The sequence below is a fragment of the Candidatus Saccharibacteria bacterium genome (assembly GCA_016700375.1).
Classification (GTDB): Bacteria; Patescibacteriota; Saccharimonadia; order Saccharimonadales; family UBA4665; genus JAGXIT01.
Genome location: CP065016.1, coordinates 357692 through 373332, shown reverse-complemented (window position 1 = coordinate 373332; position 15641 = coordinate 357692). Strand labels below are relative to the sequence as shown.

The window sequence follows — 15641 nt, the reverse complement described above, 5'->3', positions numbered from 1 at the left end:
ATCTCTTATCTCTCATAACTATGGACCACCCCATAAACCCCCGCCAACCCATCCGCATCGCCGTTATGGGTTTGAGTGGTGTTGGCAAGACGACGCTGGCGCGCTGCCTACCCTCGTCGCGGTGGTTTCACTACAGTGTGGACTACCGCATATGGACGCATTACTTGGGAGACGAGCTGAATGACTACCTCAAAAAACTCGCCATGTCTCACCCGCTGCTGCGCGACATGCTGCAGCGCGATGCCATTACGGTTGAACACCGCGTCCATTTTGACAACCTGCTCGCAACTTCGCTGTATATGGGCATGCTGGGCAATCCAAAGAAACACGGCTCCACGCTGCCGGATTTCACGCAGCGCATGGCTACGCACGCTACTGCTGAAGTGGCTGCCATGCTCGATATGCCTAAGTTTATTGCCCGCGCCGAAGACCTTTACGGCTATCCGAATTTTCTGGCTGACCTTTCTGGTAGCTTATGTGAAGTTGTTGAGCCGGCTGCCAAAGACGATGCGGTGTTACGCATGCTAGACGAAACGGTTACTCTTATTTACATTCGCGCTACGAAAGCGCACGAAAAAGTGCTTATAGAACGCAACATTGCCGACCCGAAGCCTATTTACTATCGGCCAGATTTTGTGGCGGCCGAGCTACCCGGCTTGCTTGAAAAATTGCAGGCACGCGATGTAACAGAAATCGACCCACGGAAAGTCGGCGCGTACCTCTACCCACGCCTGCTCGCTCACCGCGTGCAGCGCTACGAAGCCATTGCGGCCCGCCACGCCCTCACCCTCACCATGGAAGAAGCCGCCGCCATCCGCAGCGAATCCGACCTGTTGCGGGTGCTCTCTGAGCAGAATTGATATACTGCTTCTATGGATAGTAATAGCAATCATAGCAGTAATACCCAGCTTTCGCTTAGAGCGAAACAGTGGGTTCGTGAAAATCGCAAAAAGTTAATCGCTGAATTTTGTAATCCAGAAATTTATCCGCCTTCAGACAATCCCATTACTATCTTTATGGCGGGCACTCCAGGTGCCGGAAAGACCGAATTTTCCATAACCCTTATTGAGACATTTGGTGGTAGTTTTGTCAGGATAGACGCTGATGAAATTCGTGAACGTATGCGGCCGCTTGGCTATGATGGATTAAATGCTGAGCTATTTCAAGAGGCCGCGAACAAAGGAGTTAATGTACTTTTTGACCATGCAAATCGCAAAGGTGGCCAAAATGTCGTCCTTGACGGCACGTTCGCATATGGTAATTGGAGGGAAAATGTTGAACGGTCACTCGACCATGGACGTACGGTCGAGATCTATTACTTGCACCAAGACCCATTAGTTGCCTGGGATTTTGTGCAGAAAAGACAGGCTGAACACGGTAGAGCTGTACCGGTTGATGTGTTTGTGCGGTCATATCGTCAGTCAATCGAAAATGTTCAAAAAGCAATCGAGCTTTTCGGCAAGAATGTCACAGTATATTTTGCAAAAAATAACTACATGAAAACGGTCGAATCAATAGCGGTTGATGTGTATAACATTGAAAAGCTGCTTGGTAAACGGTATACTGAAGATGAATTAAAGGAACTCCTCCATGCGTGAAGCCATCGTAAATTACCGAGCAAAAAAAATTGTCGACAAGTACAAGACGTATTCCGACTTCTCTTCGCGCGCGACTCCATCTGAAAAAAAGACTGTGTTAGAAAGTACTCTATTTGCTGCGAATAAGCTGCAACGTCGCACCGTTTCTCGCCAGAAATAGTGCAAGTTCGTGACACGCAAATTAGGTTTTTGTTGGGGTTTGCAGGGTGATTTTGTATATGGAGTACAGAAGAAGGGCGCTGCCTATGAGGCTAAAGGCTGCGCCGATGTTGTGGACGGCACTCAGTGAGGTGGCGCCAAACGTGGCAAGGAGCGGACCAAGCAGTGAAGTTCCGCAAGCCGCACACCCGCTGCTAAGTATGCCGAGCGTGGCGGCAATGCCGCTGGTGCCGGTAGCTCGCGCCGAAGCAGTTTTGCGCCTGAGTGCGTACACTAGGACGGCTATGTTTATGCCGAACAAAAAAGCTAACGAGATGACACTGACAGAGAGAAAACTATCAAATGAAGTGAAAAGTGTCTCGTAGCCATAGCTAAAAAAGCGCAGTTTTTGCGCTGGTGACATATCTGGGTTGGTGAGTATATACCCAACGAGCTGGTAGTTTAGTGACCAGATGATGATGGTGAGCATGAGAAATGCACACAGCAGCGCGAGTAGCCCGTACAGTGGCTTTGTGCCGATTATTTTAAAGGTATTCCTCGCTGCAAGCTTCAACTTTAGCCAAAGTGGGAGTTTCATGACCGTTGTTGAATCTCAAGCAGTGCTTTGTAGACATTGTACGGCTGCGGACCCACCACTTTTTGCCCGCCTATGATGAGCGTGGGCGTGCCCTGCACCGAGTCGCCCGCGGCTTTGTCGACGGCGGTGTTGTAGGCGGTAGCATGGGTGCGTCCACCTGCGCAGGTGGTAAATTGCTCCGCGTCCAAGCCGGCCTCGCCAGCCAATTGGCCCAGTTTTTCAGGGCTGAACAGTGTGCGCACGGTGGCATCGGTGTCACCACGACTTAGGAAGTTTATCCACATGTAGTTGAACATTTTATCGTGGTAGGCACTAAACTTGCCCTGCTCTGCGGCGCAGTACGAGGCGTAGAGCGCAAGGCCGGAATCTTCACCAAACAGGGGGTATGGCCGGTAAATTATCTTCGCCTTGCCGGTGTCGACCCAGTCGCGGCGGATGTCTTTGCCAGCCTTTTGGTGTAGTTCGTTGCATTTCGGACATTTGTAGTCCCCGTATTCAATGATGGTAATGGGCGCGGTGGCCTTGCCAATCAGAAGTTCAGTTGTCGAGCCAGCCGCCTCGCTGGGAGCGGGCGTGCCGACCATGTTTGATGGCGTGGTGGACGCTTTGCGAGTGGGCTGGGTAGTCCGAAACACTGAGGCATAGAGGGCGCCACTAACCAGAACGCATGCAATAACGATTAATGCCGCGTGTTTCTTCATATACATAGTATAGCAAAATGAGCCCCCCCGGGGCTCATTTTGCGGCGGAAGTCGGCTGATTAATCGTCCGAGCTTCCCCCTCCTGAAGAACCGCTGTCATCTGAACCTGACCTCGAGTTTGAGTCTGAACCGCTGCCAGAGTTATCACTGTCTTCGTCGTCATCTGAGTTGGTGTCATCGGAACTAGACCCAGAGCCAGATGTGCCTGACGAATCATCATTTGCATCATCGGAGCTATCCTCGGCGCTGGTGCCAGCTTGACTGCCACTCCTCACGCGGAGGACTGCACCACTCGTAGCATTTACATCGACACGACCACCGTCGCTAAACCGCACACTGTATACAACAACGCCGTTTTCTGTTTCTAGTTCAATCTTCGTAATACTACCGCTGCGCTGTGCAAGGGCAATGTCTCGGGCTTGCTGCACGGTAATACCCGCTATAAAGCCAGCTGGAACGCTCTCGTCTTGTTCGGTTTCGTCCTGTGAGCGCATAACGGCAACGCCGGTTTTTGCGTCGTAGTAGCGGAAACTTCCATCGCTAAATCGCACCTTGTACAATAACGCGCCTTCTTCTTGTTCGAGCTCAACGCCGGTTATCGTGCCGTCTGGAACGTCTTTGAGCGCAGCTGCACGGATGTCTTCTATGGGAAGGACATCTGCTAGGTTTGTTGGTAGTGCGGTCTTCTGCTCGCTGTTCAGCCTAGTTTTATTTGCCGCGACAAATGCCGACATACCGCCAACTACAATCAGTACTGCCAAGGCGGCAAGGCCTGTTGCGGTTGAAAGTTGTTTGAATACGCTGCGGAAAAGTGACCGCGCAGATACTTTGGTTTTCTTCTGTGCCATGGAGCCTCCTTGTGATTGAGTGAATAACTGTTCCTTCAAATTTTGCTTAAATGTTTTATCTATGGCGAGCTGTTGGTTCCCCACCCGCCGACGAAGGTCTTTTGGTAATTTGCTCATACTGTCTCCTTTCTTTCCAAGTATGGGTTATCGACTATGGCGCGCAGGCTTCGTATGGCGCGGGCGTATGTGGTCTTAATGTAGTTGGCGTCCTTGCCGAGTGCGTCGGCGGCATCTTTAACGCTAAGATGTTGAAAAGCGCGTAGCATGACGACGGCACGTTGTTTTTCTGGTAGTCGTTTTACATAGGGCATGAGCCGCGAAACAGGCTCCTCGCTTGCTTCAAAATCGGTTATTTCGCTAGTGGCGTATTCCTCGAAGTTCTCTATTGACTCGATATCGGTCAGTTGGGCCTCGTATTTTTCGCGTAAGAAGTTGGTCCAGATGTGACGCATTATGCCGTAAAGATACTTTTTGTGGTCCTCTACCTCAGTGTTTTGGACTTTTTTTAAAAACGCAGTGAAGGCATCGGCCGTTAGGTCTTCAGCGACATGACGATTCAAACACTTTATGTAAAAAAACTTGTATACCGTGTCAACGTATTCGTCATAAAAAGTTTCTAGATTCATATACCCTCTACTATACATGTCGGAGGAGGTGTACACGTGCGTGGTTACTGCGAGAGAATGAGGGCGGCGTAGGCGGGGAGATTAAGGGTAATGAGACGGTTTTCGTCGGTAGCAATTTCGCCTAGTGCAACTTCGTGAAAGTCCGGGCTGTAGCCTTTCCAGGTACTATTGAAGCGGACGCGCCATTTCCCGGGAAGCGGCACCTGTAGCTGATACGTTTCGTGCGCATCACCGCCAAAGTTGGCAATGACAAGGACATCGTCGCCCGGGCCGCCTTTGTCCCAACGGTGATAGCCAATGACGCCGTTGTTGTCGTCTTGGTGAAATACGGCGGTGCTTTGGCCAAGCAGCCCAGCAGTTGTTCCGCCTTGGTTTAGACGGAGGTTTACGAGGTGCTGATGCGCGAGCACTATGCCACTGTAGGTTTCGGCTTTATCCCACTCAAGTTCTTGCCAGTCATTGAAACTGCCTTCCTGCATGAACTCTTGGCCCTGAAGGAACATCGGTATGCCTGGTGCGGTGAGCATGACGGTGTTTGCAAGGACGGTTTTTTCGCGGGCATGTTTGTCGGCGGCATCACCGCTACTGGCGGCTTCGTTGAGCCGAACTGAACCGTTGGCGGCGGTATCATGCGAGTCGCTAAAGACGACTTTTTCGAAGGCGTTGCCGTTGTAGCGGCGCTCTAGTTCGTAGCGTACGCCCGCGAGTGTCCGGCCGCCACGGAGACCGAGGCCATCGCGTAAGGCATGCGGAAAGCCAAGTTCCCACTGGGCATCGAAGGCGCAGCCGTTTTCGCTGCGTGGCTTAGTAAGGTACGCGCTATTCGCGCAATCTTCGGCCACAACAATAGCATTTGGATTGAGTTTGTGAGCAAGCTCGGTGATGTCTTGCAGTAGGTACCAGGCATGGGAAATATCGTGCGCCGGGTCGTTGTCATGACCTTCGGTGTTGCGCATGTAAATGGTGGAGTCGACACGGAGTCCGTCTAGGTGGTATTCCTCTAGCCACATGGTGACGTTGTCGAGTATGAACTGACGTACCTCTGGCCGGCCATAGTCTGGACGTCCTCCCCACGGCGTGTCGCCGCGTGTGTCGTTATAAAAATATATGCCGCCGCGACCATTTTCACTCCATCCGTCAAACTGCCAGAGGTCGGTTTCACCTGAGAAGTGGTTGTACACAACGTCGAGAATAACAGCAATTCCCTGTTTGTGGCATTCGCGCACAAACGTGAGCAGCCCGTGACGCCCGCCGTAGGCGTTCTCTACCGAATATATGTGGTTCGGGGCGTAGCCCCAGCCGTAGCTGTGTGCCATGCTGGTAACGGGCATAAGTTCTATAACGTTGACGCCGAGGGCTTTCAGGTAATCGAGCTTCTCGAGTGTATCGCTAAAGGTGCCTATGGTGGCGGCATCTGGTCGGTTGAATGTGCCAACATGGAGCTCATACATAACCTGCTGCTGCGGAAGTACAGGGGTGAAGGCATCTCCTTGCCAGTCAAAGTCTGGATCGATTATGACCGACGCGCCGCTGTCAGATGTGGTGAGTTGCCGAGCACGCGGGTCGTTGCGCGTGAGCACGGTGCCGTCTGCTGTGGTTATGAGAAACACGTAGTTCTGCCCCGGTTCGACCCCTTTTATGCTCACCGACCAGTAGCCGTCGTTTTCGCTTTTAAGGGCTATTTCTTTCTCGCCGGTGACGGTACCTGCCAGATTCACGGCCGAAGCAAACGGCGCCCACACGCGGAACTCAGTGTCATCCCCGTGCCGGGTCACCCCTAAATTTTTCTTCAGTTGATGCTGCATCCACTTCTAGTATGAAAGCATGAGCAGTATTAGGCAAGATCCTTACACTTAATTATTTCAAAATGCAGCGCTTGATTTCTGTTTTATCGAATCCAAGTTCAAGAAGTTTTTTACATTGAGATTCTGTGAGGCCATTACTTAGTGTATTGTGGCGGGGGATGGCAAGTTCGACATCTTCTGAACCAGGTAAGGAAGCTATCATATGACCTCCACTCTCTCGGATTGTAAATCCCTTTTTCCTCAAGAATTTCTTAAATGCTCGGTAGCTAGAAGGTTTGTAGAACTCGCCCATATGGCAGCTAAACTTTAACTAATAACATTTCTTTAGCATTGTTTTTATAACCTTCGGGCTTAAAAACGTTGCCATAATATGGCCGAATCTGGGCTGGCATATTAATCTTTGTGTAGATTAAATCATTCACGTTATTTACAAGAGTTTGAATGTCTTTCGCCTCCGTCATCAACGAGCCTTTTATGGGTGTATCTTCTATTGTTTTAATAGTTGCGATAAAATATTTCCCGTCTTTGCGGACTGTAACGTCAATTTGTCTCGGCAAGACAGTCTGATAGGCTGCGACAGCTTCTGGGTCGACTCCAATTAGCTTACTTCGGATGCTAGAAAGAAAGTTCATTTCTGTATTATACCATTTATTGTAGATATCAGCAACATACATTGCAGCTGATATAGAAAGTATAGACTAAATAATATAGTCACTGCAAATTTACGATGATATACGAATGACTTAGTGGCCGAAGAAGCCGCGGCCGGTTTTGTCGGGGAGCATCATGACGGTGACGTTCTTTTTGGCCAGGGTTTCCACGACTTCTGGGTCTTTCACTGAACCGCTGCTGGTAAGTATGGCCGTGATACCGGCGTCTGCCAACACAAGCGGGCCGTCGGGGAATGGGAAAAAGCTGTCGCTGTAGGCAGCTGCGCCGGTGACATCGTGGTCGCGTGAAGTTGCACGGGTGACGGCAAGTTTGGCTGCTCCGACCCTGTCTTGCTGGCCGACGCCGTTGCCGAGCATGCGGCCATCTTTCACTATGCAAATGGTGTTGCTATTGCTGGTGCTGCCAACTGCCCAGGCGAGCAGCATGTCTTTTTTGGCCTGTTCGCTTAGGTCGCCGTGTTGTTCCATGTAGTCGGCGCTATAGTCGACTACAAAGGTGTAGTTGGGCTGCACAAGCATGCCACCACGAACGTTTCGGAGTATTGGCGCTGTTTCTAGAGTGTCTTTGCTAAGGTTTGCCAACGCCGGGTTGGTGACGATGCGGAGTTTGGCGCGAGAAAGGATTTCCATGGCTTCGGGTGTGACTTCGCTTCCCACGACGCCGTCGAGCAAGCGGTTTTTGCCTTCGGGCATGTGGTGTGTCATGAGTGCGGCCGCGACGTCGGTATCAATCGGGCCATTTATCATGACCACGCCGCCAAATATAGCAATCTCATCGCCCTCCAGCATCTTCTGCACGGCTTCCACTGCTGTGTCTGCTACGCCAGCGCCGCAGGCATTACCGTGCTTAACGCCCACCGCAACGCTTGGAACTTTACCAAAATTCACTTCGAAGCCAGCGGCAACGTGCGTGAGTGTTTGCAGCAAACGGTGCATGTCAGTTTCGTTTATGTAGCTCAGTTCCCAGCCTTTTTGGTGTGTAAACTGGTCGAGTCCGAGCGGGTCGGCAGCGACGCGGTTGTCGGCATACAGCCCCGCAGGGGTTTGCCACGGGTTTTCGCCGTATTTGGTGGGAGCGACCCGCTGGCCTATCCAGCCAGCCACGTCTTCGCCGCCGTGGTACTTGGCGCTGATGAGGATGTAGCGGGCGCACTCGTACTCGGCGACGGCGCATAGTTTGTCTCGGAAGGCTTTTTCGTCTGGTTTTCCATCTGTTAACCATTGGAGCACTTCACTTCGTTGGCTGGCACGCGACAGCACAATCCGACGTGCTTTAGCGCCAGCTCGTAGCATAGTTGGGCCGCCTATGTCAGTCTTTTCTATGACGCTTGCGAGCGTGGCGTTGCCGCTGGCAATTTCTTTCTCCAGTGGGTACATATCTACTGCCACGAGGTCAATGAGTGGTATACCGCGTTCTTTCAGCTCGGTCAAATCTTCCGGCTTGTCGGCGTCTGCCAACAGTCCGCTGTGTACTTCACGCGAGAGCGTTACCACGCGGTGGCCCAATATGGCCTCCCCGCCCACCAACTCAGCGACGTCCGTTACCGGCACGCCAGCCTCGGCTACCACTTTTGCGGTGCCGCCAGACGAAATGATATTCCAGCCTAGTTCGTGTAGGCCTTTCGCAAACTCGGCAATGCCTGTTTTATCGTAGACGGATAGTAGTGCATTGTTATTTGTTTTTAGTAGGTGGTCGATGGACATTTTTACTCCTTGTCTAATTGAATCTTGAATTATGAATTATGAATCTTGAATCTAGAATTTGGAATTTTGTGGTGTTTTTGTTTGGTTGATTTTATCAGACCGTTGAGTAGTTTGTGTATTACTACAGTTTGTTCGGCTAATTTGTCAAACTCAGCCTGGGAAAGATAGCCAACATCACGACTTATCAAAAGCTGATTTTGCACTTCAGTCAGTGAGCCATGAGCAATTGTGAAAAAATGGCCTTTATCACCGTAAGATGATCTCGAAAAGCCCTCTGCAATATTTGACGTTACCGAAACGGCTGCCCGACGAATTTGGCTTGTAAGACCAAACTGCTCATCTATTGGGAATTGTTTTGTGACACTGTATATATGAATTACTAGCCTATGGCCCTGCTTCCAGGTATCTAGGTCGGTAAAATTCCGGATTGTTGTTTTACTAGATTCAAGATTCAAGATTCCAGATTCCCTTTCTCCGCGACCCATTCCCGGGCATTCACAAACATCTGCATCCAGGGCGAATCTTCTGCCCAGTCGGCAGGGTGCCAGCTGAGTTGGCGGGTCAGGAAGGCGCGTTCGGGGTGTGGCATCATTATGGTGGCGCGGCCGTCGGGGGTGGTCAGTGCGGTGATGCCTTCGGGTGAGCCGTTGGGGTTAGCCGGGTAAGCCTCGGTGACCTTGTGATGGCCATCTACGTACTGGGCGGCGACAAGGCCGCTTTTTACCGCGGATTGCTTTTCTGCCTCTGTTGCAAACACCGCATAGCCTTCGCCGTGTGCCACCGGAATAGGTAAAATAGAACCCTCCATGCCGGCAAAAAATATTGACGGCGTTTTGTTCAGTCGCACCTGTGGGAGGCGCGCTTCAAAGCGTTCGCTGCGGTTTTGCAAGAACTGCGGCCAGGTTTCTGCGCCGGGAATGAGTTCTTTCAGTTCAGAAAGCATTTGACAGCCGTTGCAAACGCCGAGAGTGAAGGCGTCTGGGCGTTCAAAAAACGCCTTGAACTGGGCGCGCAGTTTTGGGTCAAGCAAAATGGTTTTTGCCCAGCCGCCGCCAGCACCAAGGACATCGCCGTAACTAAACCCGCCGCAAGCAACCAGACCGCTAAAGTCTGCGAGGGTCACGTTGCCCTGTATGATATCGTTCAGGTGAACATCGACGCTGGTAAAACCGGCGCGGTCGAAAGCGGCAGCCATTTCGACTTGACCGTTGACGCCTTGTTCGCGGAAGATTGCGACGCGTGGTTGTTCCTTCTTTGTTTGACTAAGAGGGGCTCGCCCCTCTTGAGGTGGACTCATCGCTTTGCTCGAGTCCAGCCTCCACTCCCCCGCTCGCTGCTCGCTCGCGCCGCCGCTACGCAGCGGTTCGGCCACTGGCGTGACCTCATTGGCACTCAAAGCCTGCGTGCCTCCAGTCTGTGCCATTGTAGCCATTCCAGATTCCATATTCCAGATTCCAGATTCCACCCTGGGCGTCAGCCCAGGATCGGCGTCATCGCCGATCGAAGCGTACTCTTCATCCGCACATTCTGGATTATCGCGCAATTTTTGTATGCGATAACTGGTTTCTGCCCACCACTGTTCTAGCTGGGCCCGAGTATTTTTATAAACTACTTCTGACCCGTTACGGAAAATGATTTCTTGGGCTTTGGTTGGCTTGCCGAGTACGAAGCAGGAGCCCGAAAACGCCTGGGATATGGTTTTCTCATCTGTCGCTTTCACCTGGATGACAGCACCGAGTTCTTCATTAAACAGCGCCCCAAGTAACGACCCCCCTTTATTGACAAGGACTGTCCTTGTCAGGCTACTGAGGTCGATGTCTAGGCCGCAGCGGCTGGCGAACGCCATTTCACAGAGGGTGGTGAAGAGGCCGCCGTCGGAGCGGTCGTGGTAGGCGAGGATTTTGCCCTGCTCTTTTAGTTTGGTGAAGACTGCAAAAAATTTTTTTAGTGCCTCAGGGTCGGCATCGGGTGTTTCGCCCCCGGTTTTGCCGTAGGCTTGAGCGAGTGCTGAACCGCCCAGCCGAGCATGCCCGCCGGAAAGGTCAACGAACATGAGTACCGAATCTTGGCCAACGTCGAGTTGAGGGGTCAGCGTTTTTGTAACGTCTCCTACGGGGCTGAAACCAGTTATGATGAGTGACAGCGGTGAGGCGACGCTCTTTGCTTTGCCGTTTTCACTCCACGTGGAACGCATGCTCAGAGAGTCTTTGCCGACTGGTATGGTGAGGCCAAGCGCGGGGCAAAAACCCTCGCCCACGGCGTGCACCGTATTGTACAACTCTTCGTCGCCGCGCTCGTGGCCGACGGCTGCCATCCAGTTGGCGGATAGTTTGATGTCACTGAGTTTTTTGATGTCGGCCGCGAGCATGTTAGTAATGGTTTCGGCAATGGCCATGCGACCAGAGGCGGGGGCGTTCGTCACGGCTATAGGAGCGCGCTCGCCCATGGACATGGCTTCACCGGCGGTGGTATCAAAAGCTGCGGCCGTGACGGCAACATCACTGACTGGAACCTGCCATGGTCCAATCATTTGGTCGCGCGCGACCAGACCGGTAATGCTGCGGTCGCCGATGGTAATGAGAAATTTTTTACTTCCTACACTGGGCATGTGCAAAACGCGCTGCACGGCTTCTGCTATATCTATAGATGACACATCAAATGACGTTGGTTTTTTTGTAATGCGGGAGAACGCGCGGGTCATTTTGGGCGGTTTACCAAAGAGGGTGCTCATGGGGAGGTCGACGGTGTTGTTACCGAGCAAGCGGTCGTGTACAACGAGGCGGTCTTCGTCCACGGCTGTGCCAATGACCGTATACGGGCAGCGTTCCCGTTCGCACATGGCTGCAAAACGGGCAACATCTTTGGAACGGAGGCCGATGACGTAGCGTTCCTGAGCTTCGTTGCACCAGATTTCCATGGGTGACATGCCAGGATCGGCATTGGCGATGTCGCGCAGTTCGACGCGGGCGCCGAGTCCAGCATCGTGAACTAGTTCTGGTACGGCATTGCAGTAGCCGCCAGCGCCAATGTCGTGAATCATGACGATGGGGTTTTGTTCGCCGCTCGCCCAGCAAGCGTCGATGACTTCCTGTGCCCGACGTTCCATTTCGCCGTTGCCCCGCTGCACACTAGCAAAGTCGAGGTCGGCACTACTGGCGCCAGTTTGCATACTGCTGGCTGCACCGCCGCCGAGGCCGATGAGCATGGCTGGCCCGCCGAGAATGATAATTTTGTCACCTGGGCGGAGCTTGCCCTTTTGAACGTGCTGATCACGGATGTTGCCGAGGCCACCAGCAATCATAATCGGTTTATGATAGCCGCGGACTTCGTGGCCGTCGTGTTGTTCGTAGGTGCGGAAGTAACCAGCGAGGTTGGGGCGGCCAAATTCGTTGGCAAAGGCAGCGCCGCCCAGTGGTGCATCTAGCATAATCCCCAGCGGTGAGGTAATACGGTCGGGTTTGCCGTATGGTTTTTCCCACGGCTGCGCAGCGTCGGGCAGGTGAAGGTTCGAGACGCTAAATCCGGCTAGCCCCATCTTGGGTTTTGCGCCGCGGCCGGTGGCTCCTTCGTCACGGATTTCGCCGCCAGTGCCGGTGGCTGCACCAGGGAACGGCGCAATGGCGGTGGGGTGATTGTGTGTTTCTACCTTAATGACGGTGTGGATTGGTTCGGTGGTGTAAGCGTACACATGTGTCTCGGGGTCAGGGAAAAATCGGCCAGCGGTGGGGCCAGCCAGCACGGCGGCATTGTCTGAGTATGCCGACAGCACGTCTTCCCCGCCTAGCTCAAAGGTATTACGAATCATTTTGAATAAACTTTTTGGCTGCTTGCGGCCGTCTACTACCCAGTCGGCGTTGAAGACTTTGTGGCGGCAGTGCTCGCTATTGACCTGGCCAAACATCATTAGCTCGGCGTCGCTGGGGTTGCGGCCAAGACGAGCGTACGCGTCTACAAGGTAATCGATTTCGTCGGCGCTGAGGGCAAGGCCTTGTTCACTATTGGCTTTTTCTAGTGCCGCTTTGCCGCCCTTCGATACATCGATAATAATGAGCGGCTTGGGCTGTGGCTCACCGAACAGTGCTTCGGCGGCTTCGAGTGAACTAAGCACGGTTTCGGTCATGCGGTCGTGCAGCAGCGGCGCAATTTTCTCGCACTCGACTGAGTCTATGTAGTACGCGAGGCCGCGCTCAATGCGATGTACGTGAGTGAGGCCGGCATTGTGCGCAATATCGGTTGCTTTACTGGACCACGGCGAAATGGTGCCTGGGCGTGGCACTACCAAATACACACTGCCCGTGCGGTTGCCGCTAAACGGCGTGTCGTAGGTGAGGAGCTGCTGAAGCTTGGCGTCGTCTGCCGCCGATAGCGTAGCGTCTGTATCAATAAAGTGTACAAACTCGGCGCTTACGCTGCGCACATTTTTGTCGACGTCTTGCAGTCGTTTGAGCAAACTTTGTGCTTTAGAAACGGATAACGCGTTTATACCACTGTAGGTTTTCACTACCGCACCTCCAGTGTTACTCTACTATTCCCTGTCATTCCGGGCTTGACCCGGAATCCATAGGTTCCCACAGAGGATGCATTTCGACGTATGGATACTGAAACAAGTTCAGCATGACAGCGCAGTGAGGGCCATGCTTTTTTCACTACCGCACCTCCAGTGTTTCGGATTTGAAAGTGAGATTTTTGGGTGTAATGACAACCTGCTTTTCACCTGGGATGACTGTTCCACCCCTGATGGCTTTCAGCCCGTTGCCTTCTGCGAGCGCAATGACCTGGTCGGCCTGTTTGGGTGCAACGAACAACGCAAAGCCGACGCCCATGTTGAAGTTGCCGTACATTTCGGCGTCGTCCACACCAGATTCTTTTTGCATAAGCGCAAACTCCGGCTGAGTCGGTACTATTTCAGTAATCTCATAGGTAAAGTCTGCGTTGGCGCGCATGAGCTTGCGCCAACCGTGTCCGGTGACGTTGACCATGTAGTGCGGCACGATGCCCGCTTCGAGCACGCTGCGCACAAGTGGCACATACAAGTGTGTGGGCGTAAGAATTGCTTCACCAAATAGTTTGCCGTTTGGCAGTGCTGTATCATATAGCTTAGGATTTTTTTCATACAGGTGGCGGACAAACGAAATGCCGTTTGCGTGGATGCCGCTGCTTTCGACCAAAATAATGGCGTCACCCTCGGCCAGTTTGTCGCCGAGCACCAGCCGTTCTTTGGGATTGATGATACCGACGGCCGAGCCACCCAGGTCGATGGTTTCAGGATTAATGATGCCTTTGAGGGCTGGGGTTTCGCCGCCGCCCCATGTTGCACCAATGGCGTTGCAGGCTGCAGCCCAGCCGCGCACAAGGTCGCTTGCTCGCTCCCGGTCGTTCATCCACGCGCCGTCGCCGAGGGCGAAATAGGCATTAACCACTTGTGGCAGCGCACCGACAACAATGAGGTCGTTTACAATCATGGCCACTGTGTCTTGAGCAAGTGCATCGTAATATGTTTTGCCGGTGACGCTACGCATGGCATCGGCCACAAGATTTTTGGTGCCGAGTCCCTCGATGACAAGCGCCCGGTAGCAGTCACCTTCTTCCCACACATAGGCAGATTCGCCCCGGCTGGCACTGACTTCACTCGCGCCAAATGCGTGAAGATTTGGAGCGGTCGATACGGCGGATTTTTGCGCCAAGACCTTCACTGGATCCATCGCGCTATAGTCAACTCCTGTTTGTGCATAGGTCGGTGCTTGCTTGCTCATCAATCCTCCTCCTTCAGGTAGCTTTGCCAGCCTTTTTGTTGCACCTCTGTGTCGGCGGCAATAACGTTGTCGTGTTGTTTTTGGCGGAAAGCAGCGTACCGAGTGCTGAGGTTGGTATCTAGCAGAGAGAGGATTTCTATGGTCATAAGAGCGCCGTTTTTTGCGCCGTTTTCGGGCATGGTGGCGAGCGGCACACCGGGAGGCATTTTTATGCTAGACCAAAATGCTTCATGGCCGTGGTGGTCGCGCTTTACTGGCACGGCAATAACGGGCAGTACCGTGTGCGAAGCGGTCATACCTGGCAGGTGCGCCGAGCCGCCTGCACCAGCAATGATAACCTTGAGCCCTCGTTTGGCTGCGGTTGCCGCGTACTCTTCCATAACGTCTGGCGTGCGATGCGCTGAGACTACCCGTACTTCGTATGTCACGCCGAACTCATCGAGTACTTTTGCGGCTTCGCTCATGATGTCGAGGTCGCTATCTGAGCCCATAATAATACCGACCACAGGATTATTCATGCCAACTCCTCCATTGCTTTACTAAGTTGAAATAGTGAGCTTATGATTCTATCTGGTTTGGCTTTTTGCAAACGCTTTCTGGAACAAGTTCCTCCAGTTATCGAAATTACTTTAGTCCCAAGTGCATGAGCAATTCTGATTTCTTCAAGTGAGTCGCCTACAATCACAACATCTGTAGCGGAGATGTTGTGCTCCTCTAAGTACTTTTCGAGCCGGTGTTGCTTGCCTGTTCGATGGACTAATCCGCTGTGTTCATTTGCCAAAATATACTCAAAATGATGAGCCAGTTTCAGTCGCTCTAGTTGCTCGGTTATGCGGTCTGTGATGTGGTTGCTCAGAATGATGCGTTGTATTTTTTTTTCATGTAATATACCTAATGCATGTCGTGTGCCGGGTCGAGTTCTGGTCTTTCCAACAAGTTGTTCATAATGATTATGGAACCCTTCGCTTAACGCTGCGGCGTGCTTCTTGTGGTCTTCGTCGCTCACCCCAAGGGCTTGGTAATAATGACGGAGTGGCACGTCGTAAAATTTCTGGTAATCCGCCACAGTGATGGGAGGATGCTTGAGTATAGGCATCTCTCCAAAATTGATTGCTGCGACTACTACTGCTGTATCGGCAAGAATTGTGCCGTTCCAGTCGAAGACAACGAGTTTAATCATAACGCTCCCTCATTGTTGT

At 52.4% G+C, this 15641-nt stretch carries 14 protein-coding genes and 1 pseudogene; 2 read left to right on the top strand and 13 right to left on the bottom strand.

All coding sequences use genetic code 11. From position 1 onward, the window contains the following. The first annotated feature begins 20 nt into the window (after positions 1 to 20). A complete protein-coding gene (locus tag IPP75_01965; protein ID QQS69882.1) occupies positions 21 to 860 on the top strand; it encodes an ATPase in 840 nt (279 codons plus the stop codon). A gap of 12 nt (positions 861 to 872) precedes the next feature. Continuing rightward, positions 873 to 1598, top strand: a complete 726-nt coding sequence (locus tag IPP75_01960) for a zeta toxin family protein (protein ID QQS69881.1) — start codon at positions 873 to 875, stop codon at positions 1596 to 1598. Between the two features lie 181 nt (positions 1599 to 1779). On the opposite strand, the gene IPP75_01955 is transcribed toward IPP75_01960, so the two are convergent. The 13 genes and pseudogenes from IPP75_01955 to IPP75_01895 all read right to left on the bottom strand — a co-directional run bounded on the left by IPP75_01955 (position 1780) and on the right by IPP75_01895 (position 15622). After that, positions 1780 to 2334: a hypothetical protein gene (locus IPP75_01955; GenBank protein QQS69880.1), complete on the bottom strand. Its 555-nt coding sequence runs from the start codon at positions 2332 to 2334 to the stop codon at positions 1780 to 1782. Beyond that, a complete protein-coding gene (locus IPP75_01950) occupies positions 2331 to 3035 on the bottom strand; it encodes a DsbA family protein (GenBank protein ID QQS69879.1) in 705 nt (234 codons plus the stop codon). The genes IPP75_01955 and IPP75_01950 overlap by 4 nt, the downstream gene beginning before the upstream one ends. Before the next feature lie 59 nt (positions 3036 to 3094). Further along, on the bottom strand, positions 3095 to 4000 hold the full coding sequence (locus IPP75_01945; GenBank protein ID QQS69878.1) for a PepSY domain-containing protein: 906 nt from the start codon (positions 3998 to 4000) through the stop codon (positions 3095 to 3097). Further along, positions 3997 to 4509, bottom strand: coding sequence for an RNA polymerase sigma factor (locus tag IPP75_01940; protein ID QQS69877.1), 513 nt, complete (start codon positions 4507 to 4509; stop codon positions 3997 to 3999). The genes IPP75_01945 and IPP75_01940 overlap by 4 nt, the downstream gene beginning before the upstream one ends. 44 nt (positions 4510 to 4553) lie before the next feature. Beyond that, entirely contained in the window at positions 4554 to 6314 is a 1761-nt protein-coding gene (locus tag IPP75_01935) for an alpha amylase C-terminal domain-containing protein (protein ID QQS69876.1), read from the bottom strand. Positions 6315 to 6613: 299 nt separating this feature from the next. Next, the gene (locus IPP75_01930) at positions 6614 to 6946 is read right to left on the bottom strand and encodes a hypothetical protein (GenBank protein ID QQS69875.1); all 333 of its coding nucleotides are present in this window, start codon (positions 6944 to 6946) and stop codon (positions 6614 to 6616) included. Positions 6947 to 7057: 111 nt separating this feature from the next. Then, positions 7058 to 8689, bottom strand: a complete 1632-nt coding sequence (locus IPP75_01925; GenBank protein ID QQS69874.1) for a hypothetical protein — start codon at positions 8687 to 8689, stop codon at positions 7058 to 7060. Between the two features lie 29 nt (positions 8690 to 8718). Next, positions 8719 to 9174, bottom strand: coding sequence for a four helix bundle protein (locus tag IPP75_01920; protein ID QQS69873.1), 456 nt, complete (start codon positions 9172 to 9174; stop codon positions 8719 to 8721). Further along, the gene (locus IPP75_01915; GenBank protein ID QQS70149.1) at positions 9141 to 10133 is read right to left on the bottom strand and encodes a phosphoribosylformylglycinamidine synthase subunit PurQ; all 993 of its coding nucleotides are present in this window, start codon (positions 10131 to 10133) and stop codon (positions 9141 to 9143) included. The genes IPP75_01920 and IPP75_01915 overlap by 34 nt, the downstream gene beginning before the upstream one ends. Before the next feature lie 30 nt (positions 10134 to 10163). Beyond that, positions 10164 to 13190: pseudogene (purL, locus tag IPP75_01910) on the bottom strand (phosphoribosylformylglycinamidine synthase). A 145-nt stretch (positions 13191 to 13335) separates the two neighbouring features. Continuing rightward, the gene (locus tag IPP75_01905) at positions 13336 to 14442 is read right to left on the bottom strand and encodes a phosphoribosylformylglycinamidine cyclo-ligase (protein QQS69872.1); all 1107 of its coding nucleotides are present in this window, start codon (positions 14440 to 14442) and stop codon (positions 13336 to 13338) included. Further along, positions 14442 to 14960 (bottom strand): 5-(carboxyamino)imidazole ribonucleotide mutase, encoded by a 519-nt coding sequence (gene purE / locus IPP75_01900; GenBank protein ID QQS69871.1) that lies wholly within the window; start codon positions 14958 to 14960, stop codon positions 14442 to 14444. The genes IPP75_01905 and purE overlap by 1 nt, the downstream gene beginning before the upstream one ends. Beyond that, positions 14957 to 15622, bottom strand: coding sequence for an HAD family hydrolase (locus IPP75_01895; protein QQS69870.1), 666 nt, complete (start codon positions 15620 to 15622; stop codon positions 14957 to 14959). The genes purE and IPP75_01895 overlap by 4 nt, the downstream gene beginning before the upstream one ends. Positions 15623 to 15641: the final 19 nt, after the last annotated feature.